This window comes from Bacteroides salyersiae WAL 10018 = DSM 18765 = JCM 12988, assembly GCF_000381365.1.
Lineage (GTDB): Bacteria > Bacteroidota > Bacteroidia > Bacteroidales > Bacteroidaceae > Bacteroides > Bacteroides salyersiae.
Window position 1 is genome coordinate 1,305,044 of sequence record NZ_KB905467.1, and the last position, 20,128, is coordinate 1,325,171.

Annotated in this window: 18 protein-coding genes and 1 pseudogene; 4 read left to right on the plus strand and 15 right to left on the minus strand. The window is 43.9% G+C overall.

The window, feature by feature from the left end:
- The first annotated feature begins 23 nt into the window (after positions 1–23).
- The 3 genes from rsmG to gcvP all read left to right on the plus strand — a co-directional run bounded on the left by rsmG (position 24) and on the right by gcvP (position 4,231).
- Complete coding sequence (gene rsmG / locus HMPREF1532_RS16755) at positions 24–644, plus strand: 16S rRNA (guanine(527)-N(7))-methyltransferase RsmG (RefSeq protein ID WP_005932132.1); 621 nt, start codon at positions 24–26, stop codon at positions 642–644.
- 24 nt (positions 645–668) lie between these two features.
- Complete coding sequence (locus HMPREF1532_RS16760) at positions 669–1,307, plus strand: MBL fold metallo-hydrolase (protein ID WP_025819030.1); 639 nt, start codon at positions 669–671, stop codon at positions 1,305–1,307.
- A 74-nt stretch (positions 1,308–1,381) separates the two neighbouring features.
- Complete coding sequence (gene gcvP, locus HMPREF1532_RS16765) at positions 1,382–4,231, plus strand: aminomethyl-transferring glycine dehydrogenase (RefSeq protein ID WP_005932138.1); 2,850 nt, start codon at positions 1,382–1,384, stop codon at positions 4,229–4,231.
- Positions 4,232–4,383: 152 nt separating this feature from the next.
- Here gcvP and HMPREF1532_RS16770 read toward each other — a convergent pair whose 3' ends face one another.
- The 3 genes and pseudogenes from HMPREF1532_RS16770 to HMPREF1532_RS16780 all read right to left on the minus strand — a co-directional run bounded on the left by HMPREF1532_RS16770 (position 4,384) and on the right by HMPREF1532_RS16780 (position 6,960).
- Positions 4,384–4,953, minus strand: a complete 570-nt coding sequence (locus HMPREF1532_RS16770) for a nitroreductase family protein (protein WP_005932142.1) — start codon at positions 4,951–4,953, stop codon at positions 4,384–4,386.
- Between the two features lie 101 nt (positions 4,954–5,054).
- Positions 5,055–6,143: an HpaII family restriction endonuclease gene (locus HMPREF1532_RS16775; protein ID WP_005932144.1), complete on the minus strand. Its 1,089-nt coding sequence runs from the start codon at positions 6,141–6,143 to the stop codon at positions 5,055–5,057.
- Positions 6,144–6,170: 27 nt separating this feature from the next.
- Positions 6,171–6,960 (minus strand): annotated as a pseudogene (locus HMPREF1532_RS16780) (C39 family peptidase).
- A gap of 125 nt (positions 6,961–7,085) precedes the next feature.
- Between HMPREF1532_RS16780 and HMPREF1532_RS16785 the strand changes: the two are divergent.
- Positions 7,086–7,292, plus strand: a complete 207-nt coding sequence (locus HMPREF1532_RS16785; protein WP_005932150.1) for a CDGSH iron-sulfur domain-containing protein — start codon at positions 7,086–7,088, stop codon at positions 7,290–7,292.
- A 106-nt stretch (positions 7,293–7,398) separates the two neighbouring features.
- Here HMPREF1532_RS16785 and HMPREF1532_RS16790 read toward each other — a convergent pair whose 3' ends face one another.
- The 12 genes from HMPREF1532_RS16790 to HMPREF1532_RS16845 all read right to left on the minus strand — a co-directional run bounded on the left by HMPREF1532_RS16790 (position 7,399) and on the right by HMPREF1532_RS16845 (position 19,792).
- Complete coding sequence (locus tag HMPREF1532_RS16790; protein WP_005932153.1) at positions 7,399–8,007, minus strand: IMPACT family protein; 609 nt, start codon at positions 8,005–8,007, stop codon at positions 7,399–7,401.
- Between the two features lie 117 nt (positions 8,008–8,124).
- Positions 8,125–9,372, minus strand: a complete 1,248-nt coding sequence (locus tag HMPREF1532_RS16795) for a DUF1015 domain-containing protein (RefSeq protein WP_005932156.1) — start codon at positions 9,370–9,372, stop codon at positions 8,125–8,127.
- 66 nt (positions 9,373–9,438) lie between these two features.
- Positions 9,439–9,771 (minus strand): four helix bundle protein, encoded by a 333-nt coding sequence (locus HMPREF1532_RS16800; protein ID WP_005932158.1) that lies wholly within the window; start codon positions 9,769–9,771, stop codon positions 9,439–9,441.
- A gap of 31 nt (positions 9,772–9,802) precedes the next feature.
- Positions 9,803–10,723: an NAD(P)-dependent oxidoreductase gene (locus HMPREF1532_RS16805; protein ID WP_005932161.1), complete on the minus strand. Its 921-nt coding sequence runs from the start codon at positions 10,721–10,723 to the stop codon at positions 9,803–9,805.
- Positions 10,724–10,848: 125 nt separating this feature from the next.
- Positions 10,849–11,916, minus strand: a complete 1,068-nt coding sequence (gene serC / locus HMPREF1532_RS16810) for a 3-phosphoserine/phosphohydroxythreonine transaminase (protein ID WP_005932163.1) — start codon at positions 11,914–11,916, stop codon at positions 10,849–10,851.
- 398 nt (positions 11,917–12,314) lie between these two features.
- Positions 12,315–13,649 carry a DEAD/DEAH box helicase gene (locus HMPREF1532_RS16815; RefSeq protein ID WP_025819029.1) on the minus strand — a complete coding sequence of 445 codons (1,335 nt, stop codon included), beginning with the start codon at positions 13,647–13,649 and terminating at the stop codon, positions 12,315–12,317.
- Between the two features lie 142 nt (positions 13,650–13,791).
- Complete coding sequence (gene nqrF, locus HMPREF1532_RS16820; protein ID WP_005932169.1) at positions 13,792–15,063, minus strand: NADH:ubiquinone reductase (Na(+)-transporting) subunit F; 1,272 nt, start codon at positions 15,061–15,063, stop codon at positions 13,792–13,794.
- Between the two features lie 22 nt (positions 15,064–15,085).
- Complete coding sequence (gene nqrE / locus HMPREF1532_RS16825) at positions 15,086–15,712, minus strand: NADH:ubiquinone reductase (Na(+)-transporting) subunit E (protein WP_005932172.1); 627 nt, start codon at positions 15,710–15,712, stop codon at positions 15,086–15,088.
- Positions 15,713–15,875: 163 nt separating this feature from the next.
- Entirely contained in the window at positions 15,876–16,508 is a 633-nt protein-coding gene (locus HMPREF1532_RS16830) for an NADH:ubiquinone reductase (Na(+)-transporting) subunit D (protein ID WP_005932175.1), read from the minus strand.
- A 16-nt stretch (positions 16,509–16,524) separates the two neighbouring features.
- Positions 16,525–17,202 carry a Na(+)-translocating NADH-quinone reductase subunit C gene (locus tag HMPREF1532_RS16835; protein ID WP_005932178.1) on the minus strand — a complete coding sequence of 226 codons (678 nt, stop codon included), beginning with the start codon at positions 17,200–17,202 and terminating at the stop codon, positions 16,525–16,527.
- 14 nt (positions 17,203–17,216) lie between these two features.
- Positions 17,217–18,389, minus strand: coding sequence for an NADH:ubiquinone reductase (Na(+)-transporting) subunit B (locus tag HMPREF1532_RS16840; RefSeq protein ID WP_005932181.1), 1,173 nt, complete (start codon positions 18,387–18,389; stop codon positions 17,217–17,219).
- Between the two features lie 53 nt (positions 18,390–18,442).
- The gene (locus tag HMPREF1532_RS16845) at positions 18,443–19,792 is read right to left on the minus strand and encodes a Na(+)-translocating NADH-quinone reductase subunit A (protein ID WP_005932185.1); all 1,350 of its coding nucleotides are present in this window, start codon (positions 19,790–19,792) and stop codon (positions 18,443–18,445) included.
- Positions 19,793–20,128 lie beyond the last annotated feature (336 nt).

The following is a 20,128-nucleotide window of genomic DNA, read 5'->3' on the forward strand; positions in this document are numbered from 1 at the left end:
TATAACTCATATATTTTTAAGAAGTGGAAATCATACTCAAATATTTTCCCGATCTCACGGAAGAACAGCGCAGGCAATTCGTTGCCCTATACGACTTATACATCGATTGGAATGCCAAGATAAACGTCATTTCCCGCAAAGACATCGAGAATCTGTACGAACATCATGTGTTACATTCACTCGGTATTGCCAAAATAATCAATTTCCGTCCCGGAACCAGTATCATGGATTTGGGTACGGGAGGAGGTTTTCCGGGTATCCCGTTAGCCATACTTTTTCCGGAAGTAAAATTCCATCTTGTAGACAGTATCGGCAAGAAGGTGCGTGTAGCCACTGAAGTAGCCAACGCTATCGGACTAAAAAATGTCACTTTCCGCCATGCGCGCGCCGAAGAAGAAAAGCAGTTATTCGATTTCGTAGTAAGCCGTGCTGTCATGCCATTGGGCGATCTGATTAAAATCATCAAGAAAAACATCTCTCCCCGGCAACAAAATGCATTGCCCAATGGTTTAATCTGTCTCAAAGGTGGAGAGCTCGAGCATGAAGCAATGCCTTTCAAGAATAAGACGACTCTACACAGCTTGAGCGAGGATTTTGAAGAGGAATTCTTCCAAACTAAAAAAGTGGTATATGTAACCGTATAAAAAGATGCGTAATATCAAAAAGCCATGAAAATAAAAAGATTTGAATTTAATATGTTTCCCGTAAACTGCTACGTGCTGTGGGATGAAACAAAAGAAGCGGTAGTGATTGATCCGGGATGTTTTTACGATGAAGAAAAACAGGCATTGAAAAACTTCATCATTGCCAACGGGCTGACTGTAAAACATTTATTAAACACACACCTGCATCTGGATCATATTTTTGGAAATCCGTTTATGCTAAAGGAGTTCGGTCTTTCTGCCGAAGCCAATCAGGCAGATGAGTATTGGATAGAAGAAGCGCCCAAACAGAGCCGCATGTTCGGATTCCAGTTACAGGAACCTCCTGTCCCGTTGGGAAAATACCTCTACGACGGAGACACCATTACGTTTGGCAACACCTCGCTGGAAGCGATTCATGTGCCCGGACATTCACCGGGTAGCCTGGTATATTATTGCAAGGCGGATCATTGCATGTTTTCGGGCGATGTCCTGTTTCAAGGAAGTATCGGCCGGGCCGATTTGACCGGAGGGAATTTCGATGAGCTGATAGAGCATATTTGCAGCCGCCTGTTCACGCTTCCCAATGAAACAGTGGTCTATCCGGGACATGGTGCCCCTACCACTATTGGAATGGAGAAAGCGGAAAATCCTTTCTTCCGCTAAGTGCTTTCTCTGCCTGTCAAGGGAGCGCACCGGATGATTATAAATGCATTTGGACTACTTAAAAACTAATTAATATGAAAACCGATTCATTTGCCAGCCGTCATATAGGCATCAGTGAGGAAGACATACAAGTGATGCTTCGCAAGATTGGTGTAGCCACTCTTGATGAACTGATAGATAAAACAATACCCGCCAATATCCGCCTGAAGGAACCGTTGGCATTACCGCCTGCCATGACGGAATATGAGTTCAGCAACCACATAGCCCAACTGGCAAGCAAAAACAAACTGTTTACATCATACATCGGAATGGGATGGTACAATACCATTACCCCTGCCGTTATTCAAAGAAACGTGTTTGAAAACCCGGTGTGGTATACTTCTTACACTCCTTATCAAACCGAAGTTTCACAAGGGCGTCTTGAAGCCCTTATGAACTTTCAGACAGCCGTTTGTGACCTTACCGCCATGCCATTGGCCAACTGTTCCCTGTTGGACGAAGCTACGGCAGCAGCAGAAGCCGTGACGATGATGTATGCTCTCCGTCCGCGCGATAAACAGAAAGCAGGAGCTAACGTCGTGTTTGTTGATGAAAACATTTTCCCACAGACATTGGCTGTAATGACCACACGTGCCATCCCTCAAGGCATCGAATTGCGTATGGGAAAATACGCTGAATTTACACCTGCTCCGGAAGTATTTGCCTGTATCGTTCAATATCCCAATGCCGACGGAAGTATTGAGGATTATCGGATATTCACGGAGAAAGCACATGAAGCCGGTTGCAAAGTAGCTGTAGCCGCCGATTTGTTAAGCCTTGCAATGATAGTTCCTCCCGGTGAATGGGGAGCGGATATCGTATTCGGCACTACCCAGCGATTTGGAACGCCTTTATTCTATGGCGGGCCTTCGGCTGCTTATTTTGCTACCCGTGACGAGTATAAGCGCAATATGCCGGGACGTATCATAGGATGGTCAAAAGATAAATATGGAAAGTTATGTTATCGCATGGCTCTTCAAACCCGCGAGCAGCATATTAAACGCGAAAAAGCGACTTCAAACATATGTACCGCCCAAGCATTACTGGCTACCATGGCAGGATTCTATGCAGTCTATCACGGACAAGAGGGCATTACCGGAATCGCTTCACGCATCCATAATATTAGTGCTTTTCTGGAAAAAGAGATAAATAAGTTAGGATATAAGCAGGTGAACAAGTATTATTTCGATACTCTCCGTTTTATCCTGCCTGATAATGTTTCTGCTCAGCAGATACGTACCATTGCTCTCAGCAAAGAGGTGAATCTGCGTTATTTCGATAATGGTGACGTTGGCTTCAGCATTGATGAAACCACTGATACGGCTGCTGCCGGCATATTGTTGTCTATTTTTGCCATTGCAGCGGAAAAAGATTATCAGAAGATGACTGTGATACCGGAATCTGCCGCCTTTCCGAAAGAGCTGAAACGGCAAAGCGCATTTCTGACTCATGAGGTATTCAACAAATATCACACCGAAACAGAGATGATGCGTTATATAAAGCGGCTGGATCGCAAGGATATTTCATTGGCACATTCAATGATCCCATTAGGGTCGTGTACAATGAAGCTTAACGCGGCTGCCGAGATGCTACCGCTAAGCCGTCCGGAGTTTATGTGCATGCATCCGTTGGTGCCTGAGGATCAGGCTGAGGGATATCGCATGTTAATAGAAAACCTTAGTGAAGAATTGAAAACCATAACCGGATTTGCCGGTGTCAGCCTCCAGCCGAATTCCGGTGCGGCAGGAGAATATACAGGGCTCCGGGTTATCCGCAGCTATCTCGAAAGTATCGGGCAGGGACACCGCAACAAGATACTGATCCCCGCATCAGCTCACGGCACAAATCCGGCATCGGCTATTCAGGCAGGATTCGTGACCGTCACCTGTGCCTGCGACGGGCAAGGGAATGTAGACATGGAGGATCTTCGCGCCAAAGCTGAAGAAAACAAGGAGGAACTCGCTGCACTGATGATCACCTACCCTTCCACGCACGGTATCTTTGAAACAGAGATCGTAGAAATCTGTAACATCATTCATGCATGTGGCGCACAGGTATATATGGATGGTGCTAATATGAATGCTCAGGTAGGATTGACCAATCCGGGCTTTATCGGTGCCGATGTTTGTCATTTGAATCTGCATAAGACGTTTGCTTCTCCTCATGGCGGTGGAGGTCCGGGTGTAGGCCCGATATGCGTAGCCGAACATCTGGTTCCTTTTTTGCCGGGACATGGATTGTTTGGTAATCCGATGAACGAAGTATCCTCTGCTCCTTACGGAAGTGCGGGAATATTGCCGATTACTTACGGATACATTTGTATGATGAGCACGGAAGGTTTGACGATGGCTACAAAAGCAGCTATTCTTAATGCAAACTATTTAGCAGCTTGTCTGAAAGACACTTATGGTATTGTATACAGAGGAGCTAACGGATTTGTAGGCCATGAAATGATATTGGAATGCCGCAAAATACATGAAGAAACGGGCATCAGTGAGAATGATATAGCCAAGCGTCTCATGGATTACGGTTATCATGCTCCTACCCTCTCTTTCCCTGTTCACGGTACGCTGATGATTGAACCTACCGAGAGTGAAAGCCTGTGGGAACTGGATAATTTCATTACAGTAATGCAAACTATCTGGAAGGAAATACAGGAAGTGAAAAACGGTGAAGCAGACAAAGACGACAATGTATTAGTGAATGCCCCACATCCCGAATACGAAGTGGTAGGCGATAATTGGGAACACTGCTATACCCGTGAAAAAGCGGCTTACCCGATAGAAAGCGTACGGGAAAACAAATTCTGGATAAATGTGGCACGTGTAGACAATACTTTGGGAGACCGGAAGTTATTGCCTACCCGGTATGGCACTTTCGAATAAACTAAAAGTAATAGGTGCAAAATAAAATCTCCCGGATATGAAAATAGTTCTTTCTATCCGGGAGATTTTGTTTTATGACTTCACAAGGATCAGCATAAAAAACAATCGGAGAATAGCACTCCTTTGATCATTCGAGCAGGTAATAGCGGGTATTATTCTACAATTGTCACAGTTCCCTCCTTTACTACCTTTTCTTTCAGCGGCGCTTTAGGATCAGCATAACCCAATGCCACACAGCCATAAACCTGATGATCGGCCGGTACACCGAGAGAAGTTATAAATTCACGAACTTCAGGATCATTGCAGGTTGTTCCCAACTGATTGATCCAACATGACCCGATACCTAACGAATGAGCCGCCAAAAACATATTTTCAATGGCACATGCACAGTCCATGCCCGCCCACCATTGGGTAGGTTTGTTGGAAACGATCACCAATACCGGCGCATGATAATAGCAACAATACGCTTTATTGTGTCCACGTTCCTGTAAGTGCTTGTCATCACTCTTTGCAAACGCGCCTTTAATGCGTGAATTCAGTTCTTCCAACTTTTCAGCGTTTTGGATAGCTGTAAAATGCCAACTTTCCAGATGCATACCGTTAGGAGCATACTTGGCAGCTTCAAGTATAGTCGCCAGGTCATCTGTCTCCGGTGCTTGTGCAGTATAAGCACGCACGCTACGCCGCGTTTTGATAGTCTCTAAAACTTCATTTGTTTTCATGATGAATCTTATTTAAATGCATTGCCAATGTGCCTTGTTCCAATCAAAGATACCGCATGGTAATTGGCACATTGGCACATTGTGTTATATTGGTACATTATTTATCTTTTCACTAATCCGATTTTCACATTCAACTTAAAGTAATAAACCCCGTTCTCACGTTCCAGGAAGCCATACTTATCTTTGTCCAAAGAACCCTTCTCCAAACGGGTATTCAAATACAGAAAATCTTCAAATACTTTTTTCTCCGATTTGTGATAACAAAGCACCTGCCCGCTTCCATCCACCAATAAGATGCCTTCTACGGCCGAATCTGTCCCGTTGTATATTTTTGCCGGACGCATACCCAATGCCAGTGCAAGCAGGAATTGCTTCATTTTAAATTCATAAAACCCATGCTTATTGATCAGTTCATCCTTTATCTTTAGAGGATTGATTGCTTTTATTTCCTCTGTCAGCTCACTGATACGAGTAATACCATCAAGATGCATTATACGTACCATTTCAGCCAATACACGAGGAAAATGCAGATCAATCATCGAAAGGTTACAGCGAAATACACGATCGGCTACATCCGAATATTTCAATATCCCGCCCAGACGTTCTATCATCATCATGCGTTCCGCCACTTCCGTAGGCGACTCGGGCAAAGCATTAATTTTATTCACTGTAGGTACAGCAAATTTCACACCGGTCTGCTCCAATTTAAGATTGGCGCTTCGCCCACCATCCAATAACGGATTCATTGCACTAAGACGTGAACGGACATTCAACCCCGTGAGCGGTGCCTCCGGATGCCAGAATGCGACCGAGAAATCTGTACGGTCATCCGTTTTTGCCTCCAGATCGAAAATTGCAGCTTCGTCCAGAAACTCTTCCACTCCTTCCGGAGAGGTTACATCATCTTCGGACGAGGATTTCATGGCGGTGAGAATTAATCCGGATACTATATCGAAATCTTCACGAGCGATCCGTTTATCTATGTTTTCGCCTACAATATGAATATTTTCTTTTTCTATATAATAGCGGCGCGTTCCGTCATGCTCTTCCCTTTGTATCATAGCGATGGGCCAACACCTCTCTTCATCTGCTTTCACTTGCGGCGTGCCCAATGCGACTTGCCCGTCCGCCAGCAAGCGGAAAAAAGCATAAAGTTCGCTCCATTCTCTTTTTGTTGCTTCAAATGCCATATATTTTTATTTGTTTATTTTACAGATTTACAGATCAATTACTTCCGGAAGTTCTTTCCAAGGAATAAACGGAGGTTTTATCGCTATTGTTTCCTCCACAGGAGGTAATTTACCGATCCGGGCCATGGCCAATGGGATACGGGGAGTTATCACGATATATCTTCCCGTCCAGCATCCATCAAACCAGGCAGGATTACCTCGTTCTTTTTTTTATTGGAAAACACTGATTTTCTCCTTTATTACGCATCGTGGCCGAACGTCCGGGATCATTGATCCACACATGAGTATCATTTATACCACGAAGCACCATCCAATGGCGGTGACTACCCGGTTGCAACAACCCACGGGTAGAGCCACGATGACGAACATTTATCAGAACGGGAATTCCCCGATCGATATAAGACTTCAATATCCGATAATCCTTATTCATAAAATGTTCTGCGCTCACCATATGCTCATAATAACGCGTCAGGGAATCTATTTCAAAAGAGTAATATCCTCCCTGTCCCACTGATGTCCGTCGCTTGAAAGGAGCACGTTTCTTCAAAAAATAGTTTTTCTGATATTCCACCAATTTTGCTTCGGCTTCACTTGCCGAACGGCAACTGTCTGAAGTCATCCCTTTAAAATAGTCATACACCATCAAAGAAGAGGCCAGCGAACAATGCACATAGGGACATCCGCTAATTTTCTGTGAATACCAAGGTAGAGGTATGTCGTTAAGAGCCACTTTCTGTGCTTTAACAGACTGTGCCTTAACAGAAGAGAAAGTGCTTCCCAACAAAAACAAACCGATATATATAAAGAAAACTTTCATTTTCACATTGTACGTCATTCGGTGCAAAGATAAGGAAAACTGATAAAAACAAATGAAGAATAGGAAAAACTATTTCCAATCCGGAATGTTATATATACATACTTAATTACTTAAATGACAAAGTTATGGATAAAATTGAAAATCTGATTAGCATTACAGAAGTACCCGCAGGACCGTATATTATTAAAGGTGAATTTAAAATAATCACCAAAGACGGAAAAGAAAATATTCTAACAGGAACAAATGCCTTATGCCGCTGCGGCCATTCAAAAAACAAGCCGTTCTGTGACGGTACACACCGCAAAATAAACTTCGAAAAGGGAGATGAATAAAAGAGTCTCACATTTTTTATACAGAAATTCAATGTGCGTTCATTCCGGATATCTATTTTGAAAGAACGCGCATTGAGTAAGTAAACCAATAGTATAAAAAACTTGCTTATTTCTCCTTGTCGTCAATAATACGCGCTGTTTCTACCTTTTCCAACCGTGCCATCAAACGGGGCATCATCGATCGACGGATGCGGAGTGTCATGCTACAATCCATGTCATAGGATTGTTGTATTATTTCCGGTTCTTCTTCTTTCACAATACGCATAATGTCATTCATGAACGGATACTCGAATAATACAGTAACCTCGTCATCTACCGTTTTTTCAACAATCGTGGCGGAGGCGATGGCTTCGGCAGCAGCAGCCTTATAGGCAACGATAAGACCACTTGTCCCTAATTTAATTCCACCAAAATAGCGTACTACTATAATTAGTATATCTGTCAATTCGTTAGAATTAATTTGCCCTAAAATCGGTTTGCCGGCTGTACCGGAAGGTTCTCCATTATCATTTGCACGAAAATCTTTACGTTCATGACCCAACATATAGGCATAACAAACGTGACGTGCATCGTAATACTTTTTCTGATAAACTTCAAGATGCGCTTTTATTTCTTCATGAGTGCGCACAGGCAGGGCGATAGCAATGAACTTGCTACGTTTCTCGGTATAGATACCTTCGGATGGTTCGGTAATAGTCTTATATGTATCTTCCATGTGTGCAAAGATACTTATAAAATTAAAAACCGAGAATTAAAAACTAAAAATAGGCAGTACAATCCATGTATCAACATGCTGTACCGCCTAATCTTTTATCATTTACAACGTACGGAATCAGTCTAATTTATGAATCACCAGTCCCGATCGAAGTTTCGGTTCAAACCAAGTAGTCTTTGGAGGCATGATGTTGCCTGTATCAGCAATATCCATAAGCTGTTTCATTGAAACAGGATAAAGAGCAAGGGCTACTTTCATTTCACCGCTATCTACACGTTTGCTTAATTCGCCCAAGCCACGGATACCTCCGACAAAATCAATACGTTTGTCGGAACGTAAATCTTTGATACCTAAGATTTCATCCAATATCAAGTTGGACGAGATAGTGACATCCAATACACCTATCGGGTCATTGTCGTCATATGTTCCGGCTTTTGCTGTAAGGCTATACCATTTGCCCTCCAGATAAAGAGCAAAATTATGCAATGCATTCGGTTTATAAATATCCGCTCCTTTTTCTTCGACGATAAAATTCTTTTCGAGAGCTTCAAGGAACTGTGTGGGAGTCAGTCCGTTAAGGTCTTTCACTACACGGTTATAATCAATGATAGTCAATTGATTGGCAGGGAAACACACAGCCATGAAATAATTATACTCTTCGTCACCATGATGGTTCGGATTCTGTTTTGCCTTCTCAGCACCTACCAATGCAGCAGCGGCAGAACGATGATGACCATCGGCGATATAAAGTGCCGGCATTTTGGCAAATTCTGCTGTGATAGAAGCAATATCTCCTGCTTGGTCCACAATCCAGAAAGTATGTCCGAAACCATCACCGGGAGCTATAAAGTCATATACAGGCTTTTGAGAAGTATATTTCTTGATTATTGCATCCAGAACAGCATTATCAGGATAGGCAAAGAACACCGGTTCTATGTTGGCATTATTTACGCGAACATGCTTCATACGGTCTTCCTCTTTATCACGACGGGTCAACTCATGCTTTTTAATGATGCCATTCATATAATCAGGAACGTAGGCACCTACCACCAAACCATACTGTGTTTTACCATTCATCGTTTGGGCATAGATGTAGTAATTCTCTTTGTCATCTTGTACCAGCCAATCCTTATCCTGAAATAATTTAAAATTCTCGGCAGCCTTTTCGTAAACGCACGCATCGTGTTCGTCAGTACCTACCGGAAAATCAATTTCCGGTTTTATGATATGGTAAAGTGATTTCTCGTTTCCTTTTGCCTCTTCCCGTGCTTCTTCCGAATTTAATACATCATAAGGGCGCGAGGCAACTTGTTCGACCAACTCCTGTGGGGGACGAATCCCTTTAAACGGTTTAATAACAGCCATAATTATTAGATTTATGATTGATGAATTATGATTTATGATTGATGGGGAAACATCTTTGCTTTGAAGTCAATATGCTGGAAACCAATATTTTCTTATCTCTGTGCAATCAGATGACATGGATCCATGTTGTATACCAGATAAATATCCGGTCTTTTCCAATAGAGCTAACCAGTAAATCGTCTCGTTAGCTTCCTTTTGGGCAATTGACAATTTATGGACAAAGTCTGCCGAGGATTCTGCCGAGATCGTTTCACTGATATTAGCTCCAATAGACGTTCCGCTACGCAAGAGTTGTTTACTCATAACATACTCTTTTTTTTCATCCACCAGATACTTATATAAGTTAACTATACGGACAGCATACGATAATGCCTTGTCATACGTTTGGTTTTCCCTCATAATTCATAAATCATAATTCATAAATCTCTTATTATTTATTGACACGGAATTTCTCACAACCGTCTTTTAAGAAACCGACAATTTGCTTGGCAGCAGCAATACCGGCATTAATATTAGCTTCGGCGGTCTGTGCACCCATTTTTTTCGGAGTAGAGAAATAACGTCCGGCAAAAAGTTCTGCAAACTTAGCGTTAGCGGCAGGCATGATATCGGTGATATATTTAAAATCAGGACGGTCCTGCATTAATTGGATGAGTTCGTCTTCGTTGATGACTTCCTTACGGGCCGTATTCACGAGAATGGCACCCTTCGGCATATCTTTCAACAAAGCATAGTTGATGGAGTTCTTTGTTTCAGCAGTAGCAGGAATATGCAAAGATACCACATTACACGTTTTATAAAGTTCTTCGGCAGAATCAACAGCTTTCACACCGTCTTTCTCAATAACTTCTTTCGGGCAGAATGCATCGTAAGCATAAATATCCATTCCGAAGCCTTTAGCTACACGGGCTACATTACGGCCTACATTTCCATAAGCGTGAATACCTAATTTTTTCCCCATCAATTCGGTTCCGGATGTTCCATTATAGAAATTGCGGACAGCATATACCAACAGACCGAAAACAAGTTCGGCTACCGCATTGGAGTTCTGTCCCGGAGTATTCATTACACATACACCGTGTGCAGTGGCAGCAGCCAAATCTACATTGTCATAACCGGCACCGGCGCGTACTACAATCTTCAGTTCTTTAGCAGCATCCAGCACTTCGGCATCGATAATGTCACTACGAATGATGATGGCATTAGCATCTTTCACTGCATCCAGCAATTGTGCTTTTTCTGTATATTTCTCAAGTAGGGCAAGCTCGTATCCGGCTGCCTCGATCTCTTTACGAATACCGTCTACAGCTACTTTGGCAAACGGTTTATCAGTAGCAATAAGTACTTTCATAATTCTTTGTATATTTGTATATATAATATAAAACGTTTTACTTTAAAATGACACAGAGTCTCACGGAGTTCTTTCTGTTTTAACAGTCGCTCTGTGAAACTCTGTGAATATTGGTAATGAGAATATTAATGAAGTTTCTCAAATTCCTGCATACAGTCAATCAAGGCCTGCACACTTTCTTTCGGCATGGCATTATAGCATGATGCACGGAAGCCACCTACTGAACGGTGTCCTTTGATTCCTACCATCCCTCTTTCTGTTGCAAACTTCATAAAGTCAGCTTCCAGATCTTTATATTCGGGAGCCATTACGAAGCAGATGTTCATACGTGAACGATCTTCTTTTGCAGCAGTACCTACGAACATTTTGTTACGATCGATTTCTGCATACAGCATGTCGGCTTTCTCAGTGGCACGGCGCTCCATCTCTTTTACGCCACCTTGAGCTTTCACCCAACGTAATGTCTGTAACGCTGCATAAATAGGAACAACAGGAGGAGTATTGAACATGGAACCGTTATCTACATGTGTCTGATAATTCAGCATCGTAGGAATATAACGGGATACTTTACCTAATGCATCATTCTTAACAATGACAAATGTTACGCCTGCCGGAGCCAGATTCTTTTGAGCACCACCATAAATACAGATATATTTGGATACATCGATAGGACGTGAGAAAATATCGGAAGACATATCGGCAACCATCGGAACCGGGGAATCCAAGTCTGCTTTCAATTCTGTACCGTAAATCGTATTGTTAGTAGTAATGTGGAAATAATCAGCATCAGCCGGAACAGTATAATCTTTCGGAATATAAGTATATGTGGCTTCAGCAGAAGAGGCAACCTCTACAACCTCACCAAAGGCTTTCGCTTCTTTCATTGCTTTCTTGGCCCATACGCCAGTGTTCAGATAAGCAGCCTTTTTCTCGAGGAAGTTGAAAGGCACCATGCAGAACTCCATACTGGCACCACCACCCAGGAACAGTACCGAATATCCCTCGGGGATGTTTAGTAATTCCTTAAATAGTGCTACCGCTTCGTCAACCACAGGTTGGAAGTCTTTAGCACGGTGACTGATTTCCATCAATGAGAGTCCGGAGCCATTGAAATCTAAAATAGCTTTCGCTGTAGCTTCGATCACCTCACGCGGAAGAATAGAAGGTCCTGCATTGAAATTATGCTTTTTCATTTGAAGTTTGTTTTTGATTTAACAATTTCGTTACTTTGTGTCTTTAGACATTGCGAAATTACGGAATTATTTCCGTAAAACAAATCTTTCCTTATAAAAATACAGCCAGTTCACCGATTTATCTATCTTTTTATTGGTTTATGCAGGATATATACACCATTTTGTTATGTATAGATATCAAGAACAGACATTATAAACAAAGTAATAGTATTGGATTATTTTTACTTAAAGATTAAAAGAAAATAGAAGGGAAATCAGATGTTTGTTAGTTTTAAGGGGGGGGCGGCCTCTCCCCAACCCTCTCCGGGGGAGAGGGGGTATAAGATACTCTCGGTTATTAATTAGTTACAAAACTAACTTAGCTCCCTCTCCTCCGGAGAGGGCTGGGGAGAGGCCTGTCAATCTGCTTCTTCTATCACAGTTTTCATTCCTTTTATCTTTTCTCCACGGATTAGAGTCAACAGCTGTTTCACTTTTCCACGACGGACGGCGACAAAGGCATAATGGTCTTTTACATCGATTTGTCCGACATCCTCACGGGATAAGTTTCCTTTTTTATAGAGAAATCCGGCGATATCCATCCGGCTGAGTTTGTCTTTTTTCCCTTTACCTATATATAATGTTACCCAAAGCGGCTTTGGTGGCTTCGGCGCGTTTTCGGGCAATGCCAGCACTTCAAGCTCTTCGGGTATATACTCCGGCAGGTTTTCTTCGGTACTTACTATGAGATAGGAGCTGCCGGTAGCATCCCAACGTGCGGTACGTCCGTTACGGTGTGTGAAAGCTTCTTCATTTACGGGAAAATGGTAATGGATGATATGCTCTATTTCCGGAATATCCAGACCACGGGCGGCAAGGTCGGTCGAAATCAGTACATGACAACTGCCATTACGGAATTTGTACAAAGCCCGCTCCCGGTCCGGCTGTTCCATACCTCCATGAAAGCGTTCGGAATACAGTTTCTTATCCGCCAGTAATTTGTGTACACGGTCTACTGCATCGCGGTGGTTACAGAAAACAATGCAAGAGCTGCTTCCCAATGTACATAACAATTTATACAAAGTATCAATCTTGTCTTTCGAGGGGGAAATGACCTTCATCAGTGTTAACCGGGATTCTTTTCCGGCAGAAGTGTCTTGCAGGAAATCCAATCTCACGGTATGTTCCATTCCGGTGAACCGGGGGATCTCCTCGGCATCCGTGGCCGAAAGCAGAAAGCGCCGTTGCAGATTGGGAAGCTGGCCTATAATGGCAGCCATTTCCTCTTGAAAACCAAGTTCAAGAGATTTGTCAAATTCATCGATTACCAGCATACGAACGGTAGCAGCATCGAAATTCTGCTTTGAGAGATGATCGTTCATACGTCCGGGAGTAGCAATGATGACAGCCGGTTGTACTCCTTTTATCGTACGGTGTTCCTCCATGGCAGGGCGTCCGCCATAACAGCTCACAGATTTGAATCCGGTATTCATGGCTTTGAAAACCTGATCGGTCTGTAAAGCCAGTTCGCGGGATGGAACCAGCACTACGGCCTGTACTCCTTTCTGTTCCGGTTTTAAAGAGCCGATAAGCGGTAACAGGTAGGCCAATGTCTTTCCGGAACCGGTGGGTGAAAGTAATATCTGGTCTTTTCCCTCTTTCCACGCATCAATGGATGCTTCCTGCATGGGATTCAACTGTTCGATAGCTAAAGCAGCCAGTACATCTTTTATATAAGTAGGTGTTATTTCCATTGTTATATGATTTTGTGTAAAGATAAGAATAAATAAACTTACGTGAGATACGGACAATAAAAAAGCAGCCTTTTTTGTGATGAAAAGACTGCTTTCTATGATTTATTAAGATTTATCTGATCTTAGAACCTGTTTGAATCTCTTATCCTCCGAAATTATCGAACATCAGGTTCTTAGCAGGAACACCCAGGCTGTCGAGCATATTTTCGACTGCTTTAGACATCGGACCAGGACCACACATGTAGTATTCGATATCTTCCGGTGCTTCATGGTTCTTCAAATAAGTCTCATAGATTACTTGATGAACGAAACCTGCCGTATAGCTAACGCCTGCTGCATCTGCTGCAGGATCCGGACGGTCGAGTGCCAGATGGAACTTGAAGTTCGGGAAATCTTTTTCTATTTGCAGGAAGTCTTCCAGATAGAACACTTCGTTCAGCGCACGTGCACCGTAGAAGTAGTTCATGGTACGATCTGTGATGTGCAGTGTCTTTGTCAAGTGCATGATTTGTGCACGTAACGGAGCCATACCGGCACCACCACCGATCCACATCATCTCGTTCTTAGAATCGAGAATAGGATGGAAATCTCCATAAGGGCCACTCATCGTTACCTTATCACCCGGTTTCAGCGTAAAGATATAAGAAGAAGCGATACCCGGCATTACATCCATAAATCCAGGGCCCTGATCTTTCGGTTTGAAAGGAGGCGTAGCAATACGTACAGTCAACATGATACGATCTCCCTCAGCCGGATAGTTGGCCATAGAATAAGCACGGATAGTCGGTTCATCGTTACGGCATTTCAAGCCCATCAAGCCGAATTTCTCCCATGCAGGCAGATATTCGTCACCGATAAGGCCCTTGTCGATATCCTTATCGTAATCCATTGAGAATGCAGGAATCTTGATCTGAGCATACGACCCCGGTATAAAGTCCATGTGTTCGCCTTTCGGAAGAGCCACGATGAACTCTTTGATAAACGTTGCAACGTTCTTGTTGGAGATAACCTCGCACTCCCACTCTTTCACACCTAAGATCGATTCGTCGATCTTGATCGACATATCCTGTTTCACTTTCACCTGGCAACCCAGACGCCAGTGATCGGCCTGTTGTTTACGGGAGAAGAAGCCGGTTTCCGTAGGAAGTATTTCACCACCACCTTCAAGAACCTGGCAACGGCACTGTCCGCAAGAACCTTTACCACCACATGCTGATGAGAGGAAAACACCGTTGGCAGACAGCGTGCCCAGCAATGTGCCGCCGGGGTTAGTCTTCAATTCCTGTTCTCCATTCATCGTAATCGTAACCTCGCCCGAAGGGGTCAGATACCCTTTCGCAACGAGCAGTATAATGACAAGCAGGAGGATCACTCCAAGGAATACTCCGATACTCGCTAATATTAAAGACGTCATTGTTTTATTCTTTTTACTTTAATTATATTTTCAATCCAGAGAAACACATAAAGGCCATTGCCATCAGTCCTACCGTAATAAACGTAATACCCAAACCTTTCAACGGAGCGGGAACATCAGAGTAAGCCATCTTTTCACGGATAGCAGCCAGACCGACAATGGCAAGCAGCCAGCCGATACCGGAACCTAAAGCGTAGACCACTGCACCACCTACTCCGGTGATAGCCTGCGGATTGGACGGGTCCATCGTAATTCTCTGTTGCATGAACAGGGAAGCACCCATGATAGCACAGTTAACGGCAATCAACGGCAGGAAGATACCCAGCGATGCATACAGTGACGGCGCAAAGCGTTCTACCACCATTTCTACCAACTGCACGATACCGGCAATAACGGCAATGAAGAGAATAAAACTAAGGAAGCTGAGGTCGACACCCGGAATTATGGCATCGGCAGCCAGCACCTTTGTCTGGAGCAAATAGTTCACGGGAAGCGTAACTACCAAAACGAAAGTTACCGCAACTCCCAGACCTACAGCAGTCTTCACATTCTTCGATACGGCAAGGTAGGAACACATACCCAGGAAGAATGCAAATATCATGTTGTCCACAAAAATGGAGCGGACGAATAAACTTAATAATTGATCCATGTTATATTGATTTATGAGTTCTGATTTATGATTTATTATTTTGAAATAAGGCTACGATCTATGCCTGTGGAACATTGTGATGAAACATTGTGATGAAACATTGTGATGAAACATTGTGATGTGACATTAGGATGTGACAGGGCATAAACCATAAATCTTAAAATCACGACTCTTGTAGTTCTTTATGTTTAGCACGCTGATACCAGATAATGCAGGCACAGATAATCAGTGCCATAGGAGGCATTAACATCAGGCCGTTATTCAGATACCCCATTTTATAGAATGCTTCCGGAAGAATCTTAAAGTTCAGCAACGTACCCGAACCCAACAATTCACGGAAGAAAGCTACGATAATCAATATCTTGGCATATCCCAATCCGTTACCAATACCATCAAGGAAAGATTCCCACGGAGCATTTTGCATGGCAAAGGCTTCCAGACGTCCCATCAGGATACAGTTGGTAATGATCAGACCTACATAAACAGAAAGCTGTACGCTTACATCGTAAGCAAATGCTTTCAGAATCTCACTCACAATCGTAACCAAGGCAGCTACCACCACCAACTGTACGATAATACGGATACGGTTCGGAATGGTCTTGCGCAACAAGGAGATAACGACGTTAGAGAAAGCCGTAATCACTGTTACCGAGAGGCCCATCACGATAGCCGGTTCCAGTTTGGCTGTTACCGCCAGTGCCGAACAGATACCGAGCACCTGTACGGTTACCGGGTTGTTCATTCCCAGCGGAGCAGAGAATACCTCTTTATTCTGTTTAGAAAATAATTGGCTCATATTCTATCGTTCCTCCTTAATTATTAGTTAAAAATTTATCATACTGGCTCAGGCAAGCCTTTAGCATATCGTCCACACCCTTTGAAGTAATAGTACCTCCGGAGATACCGTCTACCTGATAAGCCGGATCGGTTACCTTACCGTTTTTCTCAACAGCCAAGGCGATTTGTCCGTCTTTCAGCACTTTCTTTCCCGAAAACTCGTTTTGGAAAGCTACCGTAGCGATTTCTGCACCCAAGCCCGGAGTTTCACTGGCATGTGAAAAGTATACACCATATACCGTATCTTTATCAGCATTAAGGGCAACATATCCCCAAACAGCTCCCCAAAGTCCGACACCGTAAACCGGAATCACATACTTGGTCTCGCCGTTTATTTCTGCAACAAATACATGCAGACGGTTGTTCTCTTTAGCCTCTTTTTCATAACTGAGAGAAAACTCACCCGTATTTTCTGCGAGACTTCCGTCAGCATTCATCAGCATATCACCTTTTACATATTTATTATATTCGGCTTCCGCATCTTTCACCTCCCGGATGTTCAATGCTGCCAGAATCTGCTTCTTCGTATCCAGTTCCTGGTTCTTATTCTGAATATCTTTCAGAGACGAACTGACGAAAGCGAGCAGGAATGCCACGATAACAACCATTACCGAAGCATAAATGATAGTATAGGAATTACTATTTGTATTCATCTTTTCGTTCGGTTTTAATTGTTAGACTTAATGGCACGTTTTTCACGACGGCCGATATTGCTTTGTACCACACAGTAGTCGATCAACGGTGCGAAGATGTTCATCAGCAAGATGGCAAGCATCATACCCTCGGGATAACCCGGATTGAGCACACGGATCACGATAGCCATGGCACCGATCAGGAATCCGAATATATACTTACCGGTTTCTGTACGGGCAGAAGTTACCGGATCGGTAGCCATAAACACAGCACCGAAGCAGAAACCACCCAGAATAAGGTGCTCGTACCAAGGCATCTGCGCCATAGCGTTGGTTTCCGAACCGAATTGGTTGAAGATAAATGCCATAAAGGCACCTCCTACGAATACGGAGATCATGGTCTTCCAGCTTGCAATGCCCGTCCACAACAGGATAACGGCACCGATCAAGATGGCCACAACGCTTGTTTCACCGATAGACCCGGGAATGAATCCCCAGAACATGTCGCTCAAAGAGGCTTCTACCGGCATTCCAGTAGCAGCCTGTCCCAACGGAGTGGCAGCAGTCAATCCGTCTACTGTATTTCCCAATCCGAAGATGCTGTCTTGCGCTACCCAAACGGCATCACCGGACATCTTGGTAGGATATGCGAAGAAGAGGAACGCACGAGTCACAAGTGCCACGTTGAATACGTTCATACCTGTACCGCCGAATACCTCCTTTGCAAATATTACAGAGAATGCAACGGCAATAGCAAGAATCCACAACGGACAGTCCACAGGAACGATCATCGGGATCAGCATACCCGAAACAAGGAATCCTTCCTGAATTTCTTCCTTCTTCCATTGTGCTACCACGAACTCGATGCCAAGACCGACTACATAAGATACGATTATTTTAGGCAATACAGCCAGGAATCCATAGGCAAACATTTCCCAGAAACCGCCCTCGGTGCCTGTATGGGTGAAATGCTGGTAACCTACGTTGTACATACCGAACAGCAAAGCCGGCATCAACGCGATAACCACAATCGACATAATACGCTTGCTGTCGATTGCGTCATGTATATGCGTTCCCGTTTTCGAAGTGGTGTTGGGCACGAACAAGAATGTTTCGAAACCATCGAACACCGAACGAAACGCGTGGAATTTGCCGCCTTCTTCGAAGTTCGGCTTTATCTTGTCGAGATAATTTCTTAACGCTTTCATTAATGTATTTACTATTTTACTATTTACAATTTACTATTTGATACCTCCGATGCTTACATCATTTCGGCACGAAGCATATCGAGTCCTGCACGGACGATGCGTTGCAGTTCCAATTTTGACGAATCGACAAATTCACACAAAGCGAAATCTTCCGGAGCCACTTCGTAGATACCGAGCGCTTCCATCCGGTCGATGTCTCCGGCAATGATCGCCTTGATAAGGAACTCAGGCAGGATGTCCATCGGGAATACCTTGTCATATTCACCCGACATGATCATGTGACGTTCGCCACCTTTGATACGTGCGTCGATGGTGTATTCCTTCTTGCCCAGCAACCAGCTGAAGTAGGAGTGATTCACACTGAATTGGTTGAAACGCGGCATGATCCATCCCAACATTTCGTGGATGTCGTTGCCTTCGGGGATAACAGATACCTGGCTATGGAAAGCGCCAAGGAAACCATTCGGAGATACCTGCTTACCAGTCAGCACGTTGCCGCTGATGTAGCGTAGTTCTTTGTCTTTTGTTACGTTTCCGGCGAAGACACTGGTGAGCAATGCACCTACACGCAGTTTGGTGTAAGCCGGTTTCAGAACTTCGGAACCTGTCACGGCCACTGTACGGGTCATATCTACGCGGCCCGTATTCATCAGCCGTCCGATGAAGATAACGGCTTGCGGGTCGATCGTCCATACGGTTTCCCCTTTCACGACAGGTGCAACGCGGTTGATCTGCACACCTACGTTTCCGGCGGGATTCGGACCGTCAAAAGCTGTGATGGTAACGTTCTTAGCCTGAGTCAAGGCTGCTGATTTCTGTTTCACGCTGATACCGAGATAGGTCTTTGCGATCTTGGCCAGCGCATCGAGTCCTGTTTGGAAATTGGCCTCTTCTCCCTTCAAAGCAAACTCGAATTCGGGAGCCAGTGGATTGCTGTCGAATGCAGATACGAAGATTGCTCTCGGGGCAACTGCCGGATCGGCAATTACATCGTACGGACGCTGCTTGATGAAAGCAAACATACCGGACTGCAACAACAGTTCTTTCACCCGGTCGGCATTCATCCGGGCGACATCCTGCTTGCCGAACTCTTCATAGTCCTGCTCTGCAGCCGCTTCCACGACGATGTTCATCACCTTACGACGAGCACCGCGCTCCACGCTGGTTACCACGCCGCTAACGGGCGAAACAAATTTCACTTCAGGATGATTCTTGTCGATAAACAAGGGTCCTCCAGCCATCACATACTCCTGTTCTTTCACAACTACTTTCGGAGTTACTCCCGGAAAGTCGTCGGGCACGAGCGCATAGAATCCCGGCTCCTTTACAGTGACGAGTTCTTCGGCAGCTTTACCTTTCAGGTTGATGTCAAGGCCTTTACGTAACTTTATTACATTTGCCATGTGTTATATAAAATAATGGTTTTTATAATTTGCCCGCAAAAGTAATAAATAATAATGTGAAAAAGGAGGAAAAAAGAAAGGAATTACGGAGATTTTTCCGTAATTCCTTTTGTTAACGTACACGGGGGAAATAATGTGCCAATTGGTCAATATGCCAATGTGCCAATGAAAGAGGGAATGATGTGCTAATTGGCTAATGCACCAATGTGCCAATGAAAGAGGGAATGATGTGCTAATTGGCTAATGCACCGATGTGCCGATGAAAGAGGAAATCATGTGCCAATTGACCAATGTGCTGATGTGCCGGTGTACCAATTGGGAGATATTACTTGATAA